The following is an 18224-nucleotide window of genomic DNA, read 5'->3' as shown; positions in this document are numbered from 1 at the left end:
ACGGCTGTGTTGTTGTCCGGTTGGTTCACATTTTCATAGTGTTTCGGTGGTCATTGCGTTAGGGAAACGCCCGGTTACATTCCGAACCCGGAAGCTAAGCCTTTCAGCGCCGATGGTACTGCAGGGGGGACCCTGTGGGAGAGTAGGTCGCCGCCGAACTATTTGTGACGGGAAAGCCCCGTGCCCTTGTGGCACGGGGCTTTTCTGCGTTCCCGTTCAGATTTCCCGACCTGGTGGCCGGCCGGAACACCGCCGGAACACCGTCGCGACCGGGAACGCGGTGGCCGGGGTGTGCCCGTGCGGGCAGGATTCGGGGATGGAAGACCACGCACAGCCCGTACGCGCCGACGGATGAACCGACCGGTGCCACCGCCCGTATCGAACGACATCGGGTGCCCCGGGTGCTGGAGCTGGAGTACGCCATCGCGCGCCCCGGGGAGTGACACCGAACGGGATGGGCACCCGGCGTGGGGCGTCTGCGGATCAGTGCTGTGACGACTGGGGCAGGGGCTCGCGCCAGCGGCTGCGGCCCTGTTCCTGGGAGCGGAGCAGGACCAGCGTGGGCAGTCCGTGATCCGCGTCGGCGCCCAGTAGTTCGGGAAGGCGCGGCAGCGGGGCCACGGCCGCGACGTCGTCCAGGACGAGTGCCATTGGTGGGTCGAGCCGACCGTCGGATGACCGTGCGGCCACGCGACGGCCGTGCTCGACCACGTCTGAGGCGAGTGCGGTGAGCAGAGGCATCGCACCGGGCCGGGAGCGGGGGTCCTCGATGGGCTCGCCGACCACATAGAGCGTTCCCCCCTCGTTGACGAATGATGCGAGCGCGAGGGAGTCCGCCCGGTTCGGTGTGCACGCCTCGCGGATGTGGACGGACGAGAGCGCGGCGAACGCCCGTACCGTCAGGTCCCGTGCCATGTCCCGGCGTTCCGGGTGGCCGGTGAGCGCCGACTCCAGGAGCCCGGCGAGTCCCGCGGTGGCCTTCGGGTGGGTGCGGAGGATGCGTACCGGTTCGGCCGCGCTGCTGCCCTGCGCCCAGCGGTGCACCTGGCGGAAGGGCTTGCCGTCCACGGCGGCGGCGTGCAGCCAGCACTGGAGGAGCGTTTCCGCGGTCTCCGCGGTCAGGGCGTCGATCCTGGCCAGGGGCCGTACCGGGGCGAGCAGGGCGGCGGCGCGCGCTGCGGCCGTCTCGCGCTCCTCGCAGCCCGCTGTCGGCGACCAGTGGAGGCGGTCCGGGGTGTCGCAGAGGTGCCCGGGGTCGTAGACCAGGACCGGGCCGAGCTTCGCGCGGGCGTCCTTCGTCTCCGCCCAGACCGTGGGGTCGGAGGTCACGACGAGCGCCGCGCCGTCCGCGTCCTGGATGGCCCGGACGACCGACGGCCTGCGAGTCGTGGCCGGGCCGTAGATCACCTGGGGAGTGCGGGGCGAGGGGAGCATCGGGGGCACCGGGAGCACGGGGGGTGCGGCGGGGAGCGCGCCAGGGGGCTCGGGGTGGGTGTGGGCGGTTCCGATGTACTCGGTGGCGGGGGTGGTGCCGGGCTCCGGGGCTTCGGGGCGGGTGCGTTCGGGCCGTGGGGCGGGAGGCCGGGATGCGGGAGATCGGGGAGTGTGGGGCGCCGGTTCCGTACCCGGGCGGGGGGCTTGCGGGTGGGCTTCCTCGGGGGCCTCCGCCGGCTGACGCTCGTACACCCGCCGTAGGTCGGCGCGGCGTTGTTCCCGGACCCCGCGCCATCTGGCGAGCGTGCCCAGGGCGAACACCGTCAGGACCAGCAGGATCAGCAGTTCGCCGATGAACAGGCCCCAGAACAGCCCGTATCCGGACAGGGAGCCGGGCGGGGTGTCGGGCCACGCGGCCGGGAGGTCGTGCGGGTGGCCCGCCAGTTGGCGCAGCGCCGAGGGGGCGCCGGTGAAGTTGACGCCGTCCGGCCAGGACCCGTGTGCGAGGAGTCCCGCCAGACCGGTGGCCGACCAGGCCAGCAGCGTCAGTCCGATGAGGAAGGACAGCAGACCGATCAGCAGTCCGTCCGGGATGCCGCCCCGTGCCTCGCCGTACCCCGTAGCGGGTCCTGTCTGGCGTGCCATGTCATGCCACCGTTGACTCGGACGACTCGTTCAGCCGTTGTTGGTGCTCGATCCGCGCCGCGCGCTGCTCCGCCTCCAGCTCCGCGGCCTGGATGTCCTCGGGCAGTCGGTGGTCGCCCGCGCTGTTCTCGGTCATCGCTCGGTCGGTGAAGACCAGGGGGCGTTCCGCCTCGGTGATCAGGTGTTTGACCACCTGCACATTGCCGTTGACGTCCCAGACCGCGATGCCCGGGGTGAGCGTCGGAATGATCTCGACCGCCCATCGGGGCAGGCCGATCACCCGGCCGGTCGCTCTCGCCTCGTCGGCCTTCTGCGCGTAGATCGTGCGGGTCGACGCCATCTTCAGGATCGCCGCCGCCTCCCGCGCCGCCGCCCCGTCCACCACGTCGCTGAGGTGGTGGACGACGGCCACGAACGACAGACCGAGGCGCCGGCCGAACTTCAGCAGCCGCTGGAAGAGCTGGGCCACGAACGGGGAGTTGATGATGTGCCAGGCCTCCTCCACCAGGAAGATGCGTTTCTTCCGGTCGGGCCTGATCCAGGTGTGCTCCAGCCAGACGCCGACGATCGCCATCAGGATCGGCATCGCGATGGAGTTCCGGTCGATGTGCGACAGGTCGAAGACGATCAGCGGGGCGTCGAGGTCGATGCCCGCCGAGGTCGGCCCGTCGAACATGCCGCGCAGGTCACCGTCGACGAGCCGGTCCAGGACGAGGGCGACGTCCAGGCCCCAGGCCCGTACGTCGTCGAGGTCGACGTTCATCGCGTGCGCCGACTCGGGCTCCGGGTGGCGCAGCTGTTCCACGATGTCCATGAGGACGGGCTGCCGGTCGGTGATGGTGGAGTTCACGTACACATGGGCGACCTTCAGCGCGAAGCCGGAGCGCTCGTCCAGGCCGTGCCCCATCGCCACTTCGATGATCGTACGGAGCAGGGCGAGCTGGCCGGTCGTGGTGATCGAGGGGTCCAGCGGGTTGAGCCGGATACCGCCGTTCAGCGCCGCCGTCGGGTCGAGCCGGATGGGGGTGATGCCGAGCTGTTCGGCGATGAGGTTCCACTCGCCGACGCCGTCCTCGCCCTGTGCGTCCAGGACGACGACCTGGCGGTCGCGGAAGCGGAGCTGGCGGAGCACGTACGTCTTCTCCAGAGCCGACTTGCCGTTGCCGGACTCGCCGAGCACCAGCCAGTGCGGGGCGGGGAGCTGCTGCCCGTACAGCTGGAACGGGTCGTAGATGTAGCCCTTGCCGGAGTACACCTCGCGGCCGATGATCACGCCTGAGTCGCCGAGGCCGGGGGCCGCGGTCGGGAGGTAGACGGCCTGGGCCTGGCCGGTCGACGTGCGCACCGGGAGACGGGTCGTCTCCACCTTGCCGAAGAGGAAGGCGGTGAAGGCATCCGAAAACGCGGACAGCGGATCTCGCATGGCGTGACTGCCCTCTCGGTTAGCGACGGATGCCGGTGGCGAACGGCAGGGTGTTCACGAACGCCCGGTGGTGCTCGCGGTCGCACCACTCCAGCTTGAGGTACGACTTGCCGGCCGAGGCGCGGATGGTCCGCTTGTCGCGGGCCAGGGACTCGGGCGACCGCGAGGACACCGTGATGTACCCGACGAGGTTGACCCCGGCGGCGCCGCTCGCGAGGTCTTCGCCGCGCTGGTCGAGGCGGCCGTGCGCGGCGATGTCGCGGGGGTCGACGGTCCGGTTCATCTTGGCCTGGCGGCTCGCCTCCGCCTCGTCGTTCGTCTTCTCGGTGAGCATGCGCTCGATGGCGAGCTCGGTGGGTTCCAGGTCCATGCAGACGGCGACCGTGCGGATCACGTCCGGGGTGTGCACGAGCAGGGGGGCGAGGAAGTTGACGCCGACGGGGGTCATCGGCCACTCCTTCACCCAGGCCGTGGAGTGGCACCAGGGGGCGCGGGTCGACGATTCGCGGGTCTTGGCCTTGAGGTACGTCGGCTCGACCGCGTCCAGCTCGGCGGGCCAGGCGTTGCGCTTCGTCATCGCCTGGATGTGGTCGATGGGGTGGTCGGGGTCGTACATCGAGTGCACGAGGGAGGCGAGACGGCTCTGGCCGAGCGGCTGGCGGACCCGGATGTCGGCCTCGGCGAGGCGGGCGCAGATGTCGGTCAGCTCGCGGGCCATGACGACGGCGAGGCCGGCGTCCCGGTCGAGCTTGCGACCGCCCTTGGGGCGGGCGGCGCGGGCCATGACGGTCGCCTCGGCGGCCAGTTCGCGGGTGAAGTGCATGCACGCGACGAGGTAGGCGCGGTGCTGCTCGCTGGAGGTGGACACCATCGACTGGAGCTGGTCGTACGACTCCTGGAGCCAGCCCGGGGCGGAGCGGTCGCCGCGCTGGGCGACGTCCTTGGCGTGCGCGTCGGGGTCGGCGGGGAGGGTACGGGCCAGCATCTGGAGCCGGGTGACGAAGCCGTCCCCGTTGGCGACGTGCTTGAGGAGGGTGCCGAACCGGTCGACCAGGGCCTCCTGGTCCTCGCTGTCGCGGAGGCCGACGCCGGGTCCCTCGATCTCGATGGCGGCGGTGACGGTGCGGCGGTCGGCGTGCAGGAGCACGGCGATCTCGTCCGGGCCGAACGGGGCCGCCAGCCAGTTGATCCGGCCGATGCCGGGGGGCGGCCCGATCTCGACCTCGCGGCCGTCGGCGCGTACCCCCGCTTCCATCGCGGCCGAGCGGTAGGTGGTGCCGCGGCGCAGGTGGCGTTTGTAGCTGCGGTTGATCTCGAACCACTTGTAGAAGGTCCGGTGCTTGTACGGGACGTACACGATGGCCAGGGCCAGCAGTGGGAAGCCCATGAGCAGCACGATGCGCAGCGAGAGGACCGGCACGATGAGTCCGCTCATCATGCCGAGGAACGCCCCGGCGATGATCAGGGCGATCTCGCCGGTCTCGCGGTTCTTGCCGACGATCGCGTTCGGCCGGGCCCGGCCGATGAGATACGTGCGGCGGGGCGTGATCGGATGGGGCTGGGTCGTCACCGCCCTCCACCTCCTGGGTTGTTGCCTGTGCTGCCCGAGCGTCCCGCGGAGCCGCTGCCACGGCTGCTGTGGGGTGTGCCCGAGGTGGGTCCGGAGCCGCTACGGGGGGCGGGGGCGGCGGACGGGACCGAGCCACCGCCTCCGCCGGAGTTGCGGGAACTGTGGGCGGCGATGCCGCCGCTCGCCGGGTTGCCGGGGCGGCCTCCGCCCGAGGCGCCGCCCCCGCCTCCGCCGTCGCCGCCGCGGCTGCTGTGGGTCTTGATGCCCTGGGAGACGAGGGCCGCGGGGGAGCTGACGAGGGCGGCGGCCTGCGAACCGTCCGTGGCCTGCTTGCGGTTGGTGCGGGCGCCCTGGATCTCGTCACCGAAGCCGGGGACGAACCGGTAGATCATGCCGGAGGCGAAGATCGCGAGGATGATGATGGCGAGACCGGAGACGACGGCGGAGAACGCGTTGGGGCCGTCGTCCTCGGAGAGCGCCCCGGCCAGTCCGAGGACGATGACGATGACCGGTTTCACCATGATCACCGCGATCATGATGCCCGCCCAGCGGCGTACGTGGCCCCACATGTTCTTGTCGACGAGCCCGGCGTAGACGACCGTGCCGAGGAGGGCGCCGACGTAGAGGAGGGCGGCGCGGATGACGAGTTCCAGCCAGAGGATGCCCGCGGCGAGGATCGACACCAGCGATACGACGATCAGCATGATGGGGCCGCCGCCGATGCCGGAGCCCTTCTTGAGCGCTTCGGCGAACGAGCCGAAGAAGACGTCGGTCTGGCTTCCGGTGGCGCCGGAGATGATCTCGGTGACGCCGTCGGTGGCCGAGACGACCGTGTAGAGGATGAGCGGGGTGAAGGCGGACGCCAGGACGGTCAGCCAGAGGAACCCGATGGCCTCGGACATGGCGGTGGTGAACGGTACGCCCCGGATGGCGCGCTTGGCGACGGCGAGGAGCCACAGGACGAGGGTCAGGAAGGTGGAGGCGGCGAAGACGACCGCGTACTGCTGGAGGAACTTGGGGTTCGTGAAGTCGACGTTGGCGGTGCTCTCGACGGCGTGGCTGAGCTTGCCGACGATCCACGCCGCGGCGTCGGCGCAGCCACGGGCGAGGGAGGAGAGGGGGTCCATGGCGTCGTCGGTGGTGGTGGGGGCGCGGCGGGGCGAGGTGGACCTTTCGCCGTCCTCGCAGTAGTCCTTGGCGAGCCCCACGATGAGGTCGCACTTGCCCTTCGGCGTCGAGCTCCCCGAGGGCGCGGGGCTGGGCGGGGGAGAAGGGGCGGCCGAGGCCCGGGACGCCAGGAGGATCACCGCGGGAGGCAGGCTGCCCAGCAGGGTGGCGAGCGAGAGCGTGCGGGGGCGGCGGCTGTCGGGCAGGCGCTGGCCGTGGGGCGGACGGTGGCCGGTTGCCGGACGGTGGTCGTCGGGCAGGCCGTGAGCGTCGGGCAGACGACGGCTGTCGGGCGGACGGCGGGTGTCGAGTGGACGGCGGTCGTGCGACGGACGGTGGCCATGGGACGGACGGCGGCCGTCGGAGGGACGGTGGCTGTCGGGCAGGCGGTGGCTGTCGGGCAGGCGGCGGTTATCGGGCATAGGTGAAGCCTCCGTATCCCTCGACCGCGCCGGCGATCTCGTCGGCGGTGGACGCCCGGTTGTCGCCGTTGACGGGCGTCGGGCCTTCCGTCTGGTTCGACGATTCGATCTTCCAGTCGCCGCCGACCCACTTCAGCTTCTGGGTGATGGTGAACCAGGTGCTGGTGACGGGCTTGGTCGAGCCCTGTCCGGCGAGGCCGACCAGGCCGGTGCACCAGACCTCGACGGTCGCGCTCGCGTCGTCCTGTGCGGCCACCTTGGTGCCCACGGCGACTGTCCTGGAGACGAAGGACAGACCACTGGGGGCGGTGCCGTCCTCCTTCAGGCCGACGTTCTTCAGGAAGTCGGGGGAGTAGGCCGTGTCCAGGTCGGCCGCGAGTCCGTCGACGATCGCCGGGTCGTGGGTGGCGCGGAGGATGTCCCGGCGGGAGTTCGCGCGGAACATCTCGGCCGAGCCGAGTGCCACCGCGTAGTTCGCCGCGGCGCTCTGCGCCCCCTGCACGTCGTGGGCGAAGCCCGAGGCGATCGGGCCCGCGCCGCCCGCGACCGGCTTGGTGCCGGTCGGTGCGGTGGGCGCCGAGCCGGCCTTCTTGCCGCTGCGTCCCGGTGCGTCGTCACCGCTCTCGCCCCCACCGCCGCCCCGGTTCGCGAAGGCGATGGCCGCGATGAGGAGGACGACCACGCCCACCACCGTGACGAGGGAACGTGAACTCCGGGCGGGGCGGCGCCCGTGGTTGTCGCCGCCCTCGCTTCCGGGGAGGCGGGTACGGGTCTGGCGCGTACCGCCGATGGTGCTGTACTCGTCGCCGGTACGGCCGGAGTCGCCGTAGCCGTGGTCGTCGCCGGGACTCATGCCGCGTACGCCCCTTCAGCCGTTCGCAGTTCCGCGTGGTACGACGGTGGCCGTGCTGGTTCCCGCGCGGACGCGGTGTGGTGACTGGACATCAGGGAGACGCAACCTCAGCCGGTGGGCGCGACGGGACAGGTGGGTGTTGGAGGTGAGCCGGGCCGCCCGGACCGGGTCGACCGCTGGTCAGGCGGCCATTCCGAGGACTCAGACGGCCATTCCGTAGACGATGGTGAAGAGTGTCCCCAGCGACCCGATGATGAAGACGCCGGTCAGGCCCGCGACGATCAGCCCCTTGCCCTGCTCGGCGCTGAAGGTGTCCCGTAGCGCCGTGGCGCCGATGCGCTGCTTCGCCGCACCCCAGACCGCGATGCCGAGGCAGAGCAGGATGGCCACGGCCATCACGACCTCGACCATCACACGGGCTTCGTTGCCCAGGGTCCCGAACGGCCCCCAAGTTGGGGCGATTCCGCCAATGATGGTGGTGATGTCGCCCTTATTGCCTGCCAGGATCATGTAAGTCACCGCCCCTGTTGGGTAGTTCACGGCCCGTACCGCATGGCACGGGTCGCTTCCTATCTTCGCTGATGAAACCGCCTCCGCACGACGCTTCGGCGGCTCTTTTTACCCGAATCTCGCACGTTTGACCGATCCCGCCGCGCTGACCTGCGGCTGGAACTGAGTGTGTGTGCGAATACGCATAGTCACTCTGTGTATCACGCGGCGTGACGTCGGGCAATGGTTGGAAACTCGCCACTCTGTCCGATTTCGGTCGGGTGGTGGGGTGGTGAGGCTTCGGAAGGTGTGTGGCGGAGCGGTGGGGTGGGATGGAGCGGTGGGGTGGGGTGAAGCGGCGGGGTGGCAGATGTGGAGCGGGGCGCGGGGAAGTGGGAAACGGCGGACGGGGCAGCTGCGCCGGCGCGGTCTCGGTGAATGACCGTTCGTCCTCCCACTGCCGTGCCGCACCGCGTCGCTGCGATCAGACCTGGGGACCGGAGGTGGGCGGGTCCGTACCGTCCAGTTCGGCGAAGTGGTCGAACTCACCGGCCAGAACGCCCTTCACGAACGCTTCCCACTTCACCTGGGTGGTCGTCACGACGTTGTCGGGGTCGCCGGTCTCCCGTAGATGTACAAGATCGCCCGGACCCGACGCCACCTCGATCCAGGGGCCGTCACCCTCCGCGCCCTCGGGGGCGGCACGGGTCCAGACGAGGTCGGCGGGGATGTCAGCCTCGGCCATGGAGGGCACCTTCCTTTACGGGACGCGGCAGCGGTCGTAGCGGCAGCGGTCGTAACGGATAACGCCCGCCGGACTCCTCCGGTTCCTGTCACAGGCCCCGGGACAGCTCTTGGGCGCGTCGGGCCGGCGGCTTCCACAGCACCGGGGCCGGTTCGCCGGAACGCGTCCCGAGCGCGGCCGGCGGCACCGGTACCCACCGTTCGAGTGAACCCGGCACCGACCGCACGCGCCCGGTACGTGGCCCGGATTCCGGGCCGCGCCCGGCTCATGACCGCTCATGTGAGGCGCGCGGCGGCGCTGCGGGGCGGACGCGGACGGCACGTTCCGCACCTCGGATTTGGCACAGTGCCGCTCCACGGTCGGGTCGGAAACGGGCGCCGGGACAGCCGGGCGCCGGAACCGGACATGAGGAGCGGGGTACGTGTCGGTGGCAGTGAGGGGTCAGCTCGCGGAGGTACGGGGGCCGGTCGGCCCCGCGAGCCCGCCCGGGAATCCCGGCAGCGGCGTGAACAACGGGCTCAGGCACAGCACGGGCCCCTGGACGAGGGCGGCCGGTGGAGCGGACGCGCTGCACACGACGCTGGCGGCGGTGCGGGCCGAGTTCGAAGCGGCGCACGGGGGCCTGGCCTCGGGCGTACGTGAACTGGGCGCGCTCGCGGAGCTGAGCGCGGTGCGCGGCTCGTGGGAGGCGCGCATCGACGCCGCGCGCGTGGAGTGCGGCAGCCTGGCGGAGAAGTTGCGGGCGGTGGCACGTATCGAGGGCGAGACGGACGCGGCGGCCGGCTCGTCGCTCACGAGGATCGCGACGGCGGGCGCCGGTGATGGCGGTGGTGCTGGTGGTGCTGGTGGTGGCGGGGGATGAGTACGGGTACGGGTACGTCGCCGTTCACGTGGGCGCGGTTGGAGGGCCTTCGGTGCGCCGAGTTGGAGGACGCGGCCGATGGTTGGGGCAGGGCGAGCAACCGGGCCGGCGAGGCGCGGCACCGGATCGAGCGGCAACTGGTGGCGGGGCTGCGCGAGACGCAGTCGGGGGAGGCGGCGGACGCGGCGGTCGCCAGGCTGAAGCGGCTGGTCGGGAACTTCCAGTACATCCACACGGAGTGCGGCCTGGTCCGCACGACCCTGAACAGCTTCGCGTACGAGTTGGCGGGCGCGCAGCGGGACTTGCGGGCCGCGCTGGTGGAGTCGGCGGCGCTCGGGTTCACGGTGCGCCCGGACGGATCGGTGAGCTATCCGGCCGCGGGCGAGCAGCCGGCCGGCGGCGCGCCGCTGCCGGGTGGGACGGTCGCCGGGAACGGGTTTCCGGAGCGGTTCGGGCTCGGCGAGGCGCCCGCGTTTGCCGCCCCGAACCCTCATGCGGCCCCGGCGCGGGACATCGCGGACCGGGTGGTCCGGGCCGTGCGGCTGGCGGTGGCGATCGACGAGCGGTACACCGCGATCCTCCGGAGACTGCGGGCGCCGGAGGGCCTGGCGGTCCCGGACACGGTGTGGACGGACGCGGCGGGTGACGCGGAGACGGTACGGGACGCGGCGTACGGCTACCTGGAACGCGGTATCCCGGAGGACGGCAGCCCCGCGGAGCGCAAGGCGTGGTGGGAGCACCTGACACGGGAACAGCGCGAGGAGTACCTGGCGGTCTACCCGGACCGGATCGGGAATCTGGACGGAATCCCGGCCCTGGTGAGGGACAGCGCCAACCGGGACAACCTCCGGTTGCTGATCGGCGAGTTGGCGGGCCGCGACGACGAGACGGCGCGAACGCGGTTGGCGGGTCTGCGGGAGATCGAACGACAGTTGGACGAGGGTGGTCAGCCGCCGATGTATCTGCTCGGCATCGGGAACGAGGGCAACGGCCGGGCGATCGTCTCGTTCGGCGATCCGGATACGGCGAGGAATGTCTCGGCGTACGTGCCGGGGCTCGGGACGTCGCTGGACGAGGAGTTCGCGAAGAGTGATCTGAAGCGTGCTCGGGATCTGGCGATCGGTACTCAGGGGCACGATCACTCCAGTGCGGCGATCACCTGGCTTGGTTATGACGCGCCTCAGATCCTCGAAGACGGTGGCGTACTGGGAAGTCTCGCTGTCATGGGTGATAGCAGGGCGGAGAAAGGCGGAGCCGCCTATCGAGAATTCATGAGCGGCCTGTCCGTCACGAACGAAAACGACGACCCTCATATGACCGCCATTGGTCATTCGTACGGCTCTCGTACCGTGGGTGCTGCTGCGGGGCACGTCGGTGGAATCCCCGGGGTCGACGACATCGTCCTGGTGGGCAGTCCTGGAGTCGGTGTCGACCGCGCCGAGGATCTCGGGGTCGGGAAGGAGCACGTGTTCGTCGGAGCGGCTGAGCACGATCCGGTCACCAGGACCCCCTCCAAACGATCGGTGGCGGCTGCCGCCGCGGCATCGTTCGCCGGACCGGTGGCCTCCTACATCGCCGGTGATCTCGCCGACCGAGGCGATGACGACCTGTGGTTCGGCAGAGATCCGGCGAGCCGGGCATTCGGCGCGAGGCGTTTCCACGTGGCTGACGGACCACGACTCGTAGGGGCGGACGGATTCAGTGTGAGCGCTCACAGCCAGTACTTCGATCCCGAGCGGGACTCGGTGTCCGCGGACAGCATCGCGCTGATCGCTGCCGGACGCGCGGACAAGGTCAGGATGGAGGAGCCGCGTTGAAACACCGTTCGCTTCTGATGACAGTCACGCTGTTGGTGAGCGTGTCGATTTCTGGCTGTGTCAATGATGTATTTCCGTTGCCAGGAGGGAGGAACGTACATATGGACATGCAGGATGCGGCTGATCGTGCGGATGGAATTCTTGACGCCGTCCTGAAACACATCACACCGGAGGTGCAGTGGGCGCATGGCCCGACGACCACGGGAAGCTGCGACGTGTCCCGGCGGCGCACAGTGATGACCGTCATTTCCGCAGAACGCCGAGGAAGCTTCCTGGGGCTCGTCGATCGCTTCTGGCGCAAGAGCGGATACCGGATCAAGATGGTGAACAAGGACGTGGACTTCCCGGCGATCTATGCGCAGACCGAGGACGGGTTCGGTGTCTCCCTCACCATCGGTGGGGAGGGGCAGGCGTTCTTCGAGGTCGACAGCCCCTGTGTGCGGGAGTCGGAGGTGGCTGCTTCCGGGACCAGGGCGAACGGGCCCGGGTACGAAGGGGTGTACCCGTTGCCCCGTCCGAACGTCCGCTCCCCCTTCTGGTCCGTCGGTTCCTGATGCGCGGTCAGTGACCCCGGTGACCCCAGTGACCCGGATGACTCGCACACACCCTCGAAACGACCCTTGAACCTGCCCCGGATGGGGGATGGTTGTGGGGTGCGGAAAATCTGGGTGGTCGGTGGTGTCGCGAGCGGGCTCGGCGTGTTGTTCGTCGCGCTGCTCGTCGTCGGTACGTACTCCGCCGCCGGTCTCGGCCGGGCCGGCGGGGGCGGGGCGGTCGGGCTGGTGAAGGGGGCCGTGCCCGCCAAGTACCAGCCGCTCGTGGAGAAGTGGGGCAATCTGTGCCCGGCGATCAACCCGGCCCTCCTGGCCGCGCAGCTGTACCAGGAGAGCGGTTGGAACCCTCGGGCACAGAGTCAGGCGGCGGCGCAGGGGATCGCTCAGTTCATCCCCGGGACCTGGGCCACGCACGGGATCGACGGTGACGGGGACGGCGACCGGGACGTCTGGGACCCGGCCGACGCGATTCCGTCCGCCGCCTCGTACGACTGCGAAATCGCCGGGTACGTCAAGAAGGTGCCGGGCGACCCGACCGACAACATGCTGGCCGCGTACAACGCCGGCGCCTACCGCGTGATCAAGTCCGGTGGGGTTCCGGCGATCTCCGAGACGCAGAACTACGTCAAGATCATCCGTTCTCTGGAGAAGAGCTTCGCCAGGCCCGTGGGGCGGGTGGAGCCCTCCCAGCAGGCGGCCGGGGCGATCTACTTCGCTCAGCAGAAGCTCGGCACCAAGTATCTGTGGGGCGGCAACGGCACGGCCGAGCAGGGCGGCCGGTTCGACTGTTCCGGGCTGACCCAGGCCGCGTACCGGACCGTGGGCGTCGAGCTGCCCCGCGTCGCGAACGATCAGTACAACGCCGGGGCGCACCCCTCGCGCGATGAGCTGCTTCCCGGCGATCTGGTGTTCTTCTCGGACGATCTGAACAACTCGCGGGCGATCCATCACGTGGGGATATACGTGGGTGGCGGTTACATGATCAACGCGCCGTACACAGGTGCCGTCATCCGGTTCGACAAGATCGACGCGCCCGACTACTTCGGCGCGACACGGGTGACCAAGGCGGGCGCGGAGGCCCTTCCGACCGCTCAGCCGGAAACGTGACGGGGTGTCGGCCGTGGCCGGAACTCTCCGTGAAGCTTGGGCCCTGAGCTGCGACGATGCATCACTCTTCGATAACGTCATGGTGATCTTTCGGTGGAGAGTGGAACGTACACGCGGGGTGGACCGTTTCCTGGACGGTGCGAGGAACGGGACGGCCGGTCTCCTCATGACCAGGCGGCCCGGCCCGTGCAGTGACGCAATGGATCGGCACCGGAACACGGGGGTTCGTCAACGCGGCGCATGCGTGTGCGCCGCAGCAGCAGACAAGGCAAGGGGCCGCGGCAGATGGCTGGACTCGCACTGAATGGGTCGAACCCCGACGTCAGCCTGCTCTACGACATCAACGGCCTGGCGAAGTCGGCTCCCACCTGGTTCGACCGCGTCATGGAGTTCGTCGGTGAGTACGGGATCATGCTCGGCATGGTCCTGGTGGTCCTGTGGTGCTGGTGGAACGTCCGCAGGCGCGGCACCACCGAGGATTCCGTGTCGGCCGTCGCCGGGATCGTCTGGGCGCCCCTCGCCGCCGGGATCGCCCTCCTCGTCAACATCCCGATCCGGGGATTCGTGGAGCGGCCACGCCCCTTCCGCGAACACCAGGGGCTGGACGTACTGGTGGCGGGGAAGAACGACTTCTCCTTCGTGAGCGATCACGCGACGATGGCGATGGCGATCGGCGCCGGGCTCTTCGTGGCCAACCGGAAGTTCGGGCTCGCCGCGATCGCCCTCGCGCTGGTCGAGGGCTTCTGCCGGGTCTACATGGGCGTGCACTACCCGACCGATGTGATCGGCGGGTTCGCGCTCGGCACGGCCGTGGCGCTGCTGCTCGCGCCGCCCGCGCTGGCGCTGCTCACGCCGCTCGTCGCCGCCGTCGCACGCTCGGGTCGGGCCGGCCGGCTCGTACGGTCGCGCCACCCGCTCGGCGCACCGGTCGGTGGCGGGGACGGGGACAGGGATGAGGACGACGAGTGGGAGGAACGCTCCGGGGCGCTCGGCATCCCGGAGCCGCGCCCCCGGCGGGGACGCGGTGGTACGGGAGAGAAGGACCTCGCGGCCTGAGGCGGGCGCGGTGGTTCCTCGCTCCGTGCCCCCGGCTCACAGCGACTGCGGGAACGTGAACATCCGGTCCGGGTCGTACCGCCTCTTCACCGTGGCGAGCCGGTCGGTCGCCGAGCCGTAGTACGCCTGCCGCCAACCGGTCAGCGCCTCGTCCGCGTAGTTCTGGTAGGCCGCCCCGGACGCGTACCTCCGCATCGCCGTATGAGTGTTTTTCAGCCACTCCTGCTGGGTGGTGCCCGAGGTCCCCGGGCGCCAGGCGCCGATGTACTGGCCGAGCATGCGAGACCCCCGGTGGACGAACGCCGTCGCCCGCGCGTCCACCCGGTTGATCGCCCCGCCGAGCGCCGTGAGCGCGATGCTTCCGCCGCCCCCCTCCCGCACGCCGAGCCGGGTGAACGCCTCGACCCGGTCGAGCAGGGCTCGCACGCCCGCCGGGGGCAGCGCGCGGTCGTAGAAGTCGGACGCGGCGGCGTACGTCTCGCGCTGGAGGGTGCCCTGTTCCGTACGGCCCGGGGTGGTGCCCGGCAGATGGCACTGGGCGTTCGTGATGCCCGAGCAGCCCGCGTACACCAGCATCGCGTCCTGGTAGCCGCGGCGGACCAGTGAGACGGAGGAGGCGGAGGAGCCGATCCGGTCGGCGAGGCGGTCGACGGCGTTCTGGAGGTCGCCGTAGGTCCCGAGGCTGAAGGCCGCGACCGAGACCGTCGGGTCCACGCCCCCCGGACCCGCCGCCAGATGTGCCGACGACCAGATCTCGTCCGGCTGGTCCGGACCCCACGCCTGCCACGCCTCGACGACCGAACGGGCGCGGGACCAGGGCCAGGAGAGATACGCGGTGACCGTTCCGGGCGCCGGGCTGGTACGGAACCGGAGGCTGGTGACGACGCCGAAGTTGCCGTTCCCCGCGCCGCGCAGCGCCCAGAACAGGTCCGGGTGGTGCGCGGCGTCGGCCGTGAGCGTCCTGCCGTCGGCCGTGACGAGGGTCGCCGAGACCAGGCTGTCGCACGTCAGTCCGTACGCGCGGGACGCGACCCCGTGGCCGCCGCCGAGGGTCAGGCCGGAGACGCCGACCGAGGGACACGAGCCGCCGGGGATGGTCAGGCGGTGGCGGGCGAGGCCCTGGTAGACGTCGACGAGTCTGGCGCCCGCGCCGATCGTGCCGTCCCCGTCGACCGCGGTCAGCGCGGAGACGTCGATGACGAGCCGGCCGGTGCCGCTGGACCAGCCCGCGTACGAGTGGCCGCCGCCGCGGATGGCGACGGGCGTGCCCTGGTCCCGGGCGAAGGCCAGGCATTCGCGTACGTCCTCCTCATGGGCGACGTAGGCGACGGCGGCCGGTCTCTGGTCGTCGAACCGGGTGTTGTACAGCTGCCGGGCCGTGTCGTACGCGGTGTCGCCCGGCCGTACGAGGGAGCCGTCGAGACCACGGGCGAGCGCGGGCCAGTCCGCCGGGCCCGAAGTGCGCGGCGGCGTACGGCTGGTGGATGCCGACGGCGTGGGGGTGGGGGCGGACGCGCCGGTGCCTCCGCCTCTCGCGCCGGCCGGGCTGTTGGCGGTGTCGTCGCACGAGGTGGTCGTCGCGGTGGTGAGGGCTGCCGCCGCGACGGCGGTGAGCATGGTGCGCCGGTTCATGACTGCTCCGGTTCCGGGCGGTACTTCGCGGACACGGGATGGCGGTGGTGACAGCGGTGGTGGTGATGATCGCGGTGGTGTGGGCGGGGGCCGGGGCGCGGGGGCGCTCACGACGGCCGGCACGGTCCGCACGGCGGACAGGACCAGGACGACTCACGGGACGGCGTCGGACGGGGGCTCACGGGGCGGCGAGGTGCGACTGCGCGTCCGCGCGAGCGCGTTCGCGGGATCTTCGGGCGGGACCCGACCAGCCGCAGGCGCAGCGGGCCGTACAGAACGAACCCCGTTCGGCGGTCGTCGTGGTGTGGACGGGGGCGGCCGGGGACTCATCGGCGCGGTGCGGCTCATACACCCGTCCACGGTACTGGCGGCGGGCCCGGCGCGGGGGGCGCGTGACGGGCGCCCGGGGTCGTCGTTATGTGTGGCAGGCGTGACGTCGTTGGGGGTTGGCAGTCGATGGTGGTGCAGCAGCACAGGTCCGGAGGCGGGGCGCTCGCTGTCTGCGCGCTGGCCGTGGTGGGTGTGATGGCGGCGGCCTCCGGATGTTCGGGAGGCGGCGGTGACACGGGCGGCGGTGGCGCCGTGGTCGACGAGCGGGCCGCCACCGCGGACCCCGCCGGCGCGCTGCACCGGGCGGCGGCCGTGCTGGCCGGAGCGGGTGGTGCGCGGGCGCGCACGTCGATGGAGTCCGCGGTCGGCGGCACCCGGGTCACGGTCCGGGGCCACGGTACGTACGACTTCCGCAGACAGCTCGGGCGGATGAAGGTCGTGCTGCCCAAGGACGTCGCCGGTCAGGACGAGCACCTGCCGATCACCGAACTGCTCACCCCCGGCGCGCTGTACATGAAGAACCGGGGCGCCGGGGTCCCGCCGGACAAGTGGGTCAGGGTCGACACGACGGCGTTGGCGGACGGCAATCTGGTCACCGGAGGGGTGACCGACCCGATGGCCGCCGCCGAACTGCTGCGCGGCGCGCGCGCCGTGGCGTACGTGGGCAGTTCCGAGCTGGCCGGGGAGCGGGTCTGGCACTTCCGGGGAGCCGCGGATCTCGCCGCGGCGGCGCGCGGCGCGTCCCCGCGGACGCGTGGGGCGCTCGCCGCGGCGGCGAAAGGGTTCAGCACGGGCGCCGTGCCGTTCGACGCGTACCTGGACGACGCCGGGCGGCTGCGGAAGGTGCGGTACCGGTTCAGTTACGTCACCGAAGGCCCGCCGGTCGAGGTGGTGTCGACGACGCTGCTGTACGGGTTCGGGACGGCGGTCACCGTGGAGCTGCCGGCCGACGGCGACATCTACACCGGAGAGATCCGGCAGCCGCGCACCCTCCCCGGGACCGGACCGGGCAGAGCCCTCCCCGAAGGGGCATAGGCAAAGGCGCATAGGCACCCCGGGAGGCCGAAATGGTCCGTCCGTGCCATGCGCGGCGGGTGTCCTGATCCCTACCCTGGGAGCCCGGTGCGCCAGCAAGTCGGCGACGGCAGAAAGAGGTGACGCACATGGTGACGCTCAGCGCTCCGACTGTTCAGGACCACGTGGCCCTCGCCGAGATCGAGCTCTGCGGCGATCTGATCATCGCGGCTTCGACGGCCCGTGAGGAACGGCTCAGTCCGGACCGTATCGACGAAGTGCTCAACGTCAGGGCGGAAACACTCGACGCCGAGGCGGAAGCGCTCAGCGCCGAGGCCCGCGCGCTCCCCACCGGGGCGGGAACGCTCCCCCACGGGGTCCGAGCGCCTTCCATCACGGCCGAAGCGCTCCCCACCAGGGCGGGAGTACCCGACGTCAGGGCGGGAGCGCTCGACGTCAGGGCCGAGGGGGCGTCCGCCGAACGGGTCACCGTCCCCCGGCAGGGGCACCGCCGGGGCTGACCGGGACGACCGGTGCCGGCCCGCCGGAGATCCGGTGCCGGCCCGGTGCCGGCCGCCTGCGGGGGACCGCGGTGGTCCGGTACGGGTCGGGCGCCGCCCGGTTCCGGCGGGCGACGCCGGGGGGCACGCCCGGGGACGCGACCGGGATCAGGTACGGAGCAGCCGGGCGATCGCCTTCGTGGCTTCCTCCACCTTGGCGTCGATCTCGTCGCCGCCCTTCACCGCCGCGTCCGCGACGCAGTGGCGCAAATGCTCCTCCAGGAGCTGGAGCGCGAACGACTGCAGGGCCTTGGTGGAGGCCGAGACCTGGGTGAGTATGTCGATGCAGTAGACGTCCTCGTCGACCATCCGTTGCAGGCCCCTGATCTGGCCCTCGATCCGGCGCAGCCGCTTGAGGTGTTCGGCCTTCTGGTGGTGGTAGCCGTGCACACCGCGGTCGTGGTCGGTGACGACCGCCGCGCCCGTCTCCGTACCCGCCGCCTCGGTGCTGGTCATTTCGTCCTCCCGTTGTCCTGCTTGTTCTGCTTGCCCTGTCGGCCCTCGCCCGTACCTCGCGGCGGGCCGCCGTGCATACCCCTGCCGG

Annotated in this window: 16 protein-coding genes and 1 rRNA gene; 8 read left to right on the top strand and 9 right to left on the bottom strand. The window is 71.1% G+C overall.

The features are described 5' to 3' along the window. The first annotated feature begins 42 nt into the window (after positions 1–42). Positions 43–159, top strand: a 5S ribosomal RNA gene (gene rrf / locus PZB75_RS13655). Between the two features lie 324 nt (positions 160–483). Here rrf and PZB75_RS13650 read toward each other — a convergent pair. The 7 genes from PZB75_RS13650 to PZB75_RS13620 form a co-directional block, all read right to left on the bottom strand. Continuing rightward, on the bottom strand, positions 484–2079 hold the full coding sequence (locus tag PZB75_RS13650) for a type VI secretion protein (RefSeq protein ID WP_275535574.1): 1596 nt from the start codon (positions 2077–2079) through the stop codon (positions 484–486). A gap of 1 nt (position 2080) precedes the next feature. Then, positions 2081–3502: an ATP-binding protein gene (locus tag PZB75_RS13645; protein ID WP_275535573.1), complete on the bottom strand. Its 1422-nt coding sequence runs from the start codon at positions 3500–3502 to the stop codon at positions 2081–2083. Between the two features lie 19 nt (positions 3503–3521). Then, complete coding sequence (locus tag PZB75_RS13640) at positions 3522–5072, bottom strand: SCO6880 family protein (protein ID WP_275535572.1); 1551 nt, start codon at positions 5070–5072, stop codon at positions 3522–3524. Further along, positions 5069–6445, bottom strand: coding sequence for a hypothetical protein (locus PZB75_RS13635; protein ID WP_275538700.1), 1377 nt, complete (start codon positions 6443–6445; stop codon positions 5069–5071). The genes PZB75_RS13640 and PZB75_RS13635 overlap by 4 nt, the downstream gene beginning before the upstream one ends. A 205-nt stretch (positions 6446–6650) precedes the next feature. Beyond that, entirely contained in the window at positions 6651–7514 is an 864-nt protein-coding gene (locus PZB75_RS13630; protein WP_275535571.1) for a hypothetical protein, read from the bottom strand. 201 nt (positions 7515–7715) lie between these two features. After that, positions 7716–8024, bottom strand: a complete 309-nt coding sequence (locus PZB75_RS13625) for a hypothetical protein (RefSeq protein ID WP_275538699.1) — start codon at positions 8022–8024, stop codon at positions 7716–7718. A 463-nt stretch (positions 8025–8487) separates the two neighbouring features. Continuing rightward, entirely contained in the window at positions 8488–8748 is a 261-nt protein-coding gene (locus PZB75_RS13620) for a DUF397 domain-containing protein (RefSeq protein ID WP_275535570.1), read from the bottom strand. 421 nt (positions 8749–9169) lie between these two features. On the opposite strand from PZB75_RS13620, the gene PZB75_RS13615 reads away from it, so the two are divergent. The 5 genes from PZB75_RS13615 (at position 9170) to PZB75_RS13595 (ending at position 14144) form a co-directional block, all read left to right on the top strand. Then, on the top strand, positions 9170–9610 hold the full coding sequence (locus PZB75_RS13615) for a hypothetical protein (RefSeq protein WP_275535569.1): 441 nt from the start codon (positions 9170–9172) through the stop codon (positions 9608–9610). After that, entirely contained in the window at positions 9607–11427 is a 1821-nt protein-coding gene (locus PZB75_RS13610) for an alpha/beta hydrolase (RefSeq protein WP_275535568.1), read from the top strand. The genes PZB75_RS13615 and PZB75_RS13610 overlap by 4 nt, the downstream gene beginning before the upstream one ends. A 101-nt stretch (positions 11428–11528) precedes the next feature. Further along, on the top strand, positions 11529–11981 hold the full coding sequence (locus PZB75_RS13605) for a hypothetical protein (protein WP_343286279.1): 453 nt from the start codon (positions 11529–11531) through the stop codon (positions 11979–11981). A gap of 99 nt (positions 11982–12080) precedes the next feature. After that, on the top strand, positions 12081–13088 hold the full coding sequence (locus PZB75_RS13600; protein WP_275535566.1) for a bifunctional lytic transglycosylase/C40 family peptidase: 1008 nt from the start codon (positions 12081–12083) through the stop codon (positions 13086–13088). A 285-nt stretch (positions 13089–13373) separates the two neighbouring features. Further along, a complete protein-coding gene (locus tag PZB75_RS13595; RefSeq protein ID WP_275535565.1) occupies positions 13374–14144 on the top strand; it encodes a phosphatase PAP2 family protein in 771 nt (256 codons plus the stop codon). Positions 14145–14180: 36 nt separating this feature from the next. Here the strand turns inward: PZB75_RS13595 and PZB75_RS13590 are convergent, their stop codons facing one another. Beyond that, entirely contained in the window at positions 14181–15776 is a 1596-nt protein-coding gene (locus PZB75_RS13590) for an FAD-binding oxidoreductase (RefSeq protein WP_275535564.1), read from the bottom strand. Between the two features lie 456 nt (positions 15777–16232). Between PZB75_RS13590 and PZB75_RS13585 the strand changes: the two genes are divergently transcribed. Continuing rightward, on the top strand, positions 16233–17141 hold the full coding sequence (locus PZB75_RS13585; protein WP_275535563.1) for a hypothetical protein: 909 nt from the start codon (positions 16233–16235) through the stop codon (positions 17139–17141). 128 nt (positions 17142–17269) lie between these two features. Beyond that, positions 17270–17641 (top strand): hypothetical protein, encoded by a 372-nt coding sequence (locus tag PZB75_RS13580; RefSeq protein WP_275538930.1) that lies wholly within the window; start codon positions 17270–17272, stop codon positions 17639–17641. Between the two features lie 147 nt (positions 17642–17788). On the opposite strand, the gene PZB75_RS13575 is transcribed toward PZB75_RS13580, so the two are convergent. Further along, positions 17789–18136, bottom strand: coding sequence for a metal-sensitive transcriptional regulator (locus PZB75_RS13575; RefSeq protein ID WP_275535562.1), 348 nt, complete (start codon positions 18134–18136; stop codon positions 17789–17791). Positions 18137–18224 lie beyond the last annotated feature (88 nt).

Origin of the sequence: Streptomyces sp. AM 4-1-1, from assembly GCF_029167625.1 — a bacterium.
Lineage (GTDB): Bacteria > Actinomycetota > Actinomycetes > Streptomycetales > Streptomycetaceae > Streptomyces.
Note: the sequence above shows the minus strand (reverse complement) of the source record. Positions and strands in the feature narration are given on the sequence as shown.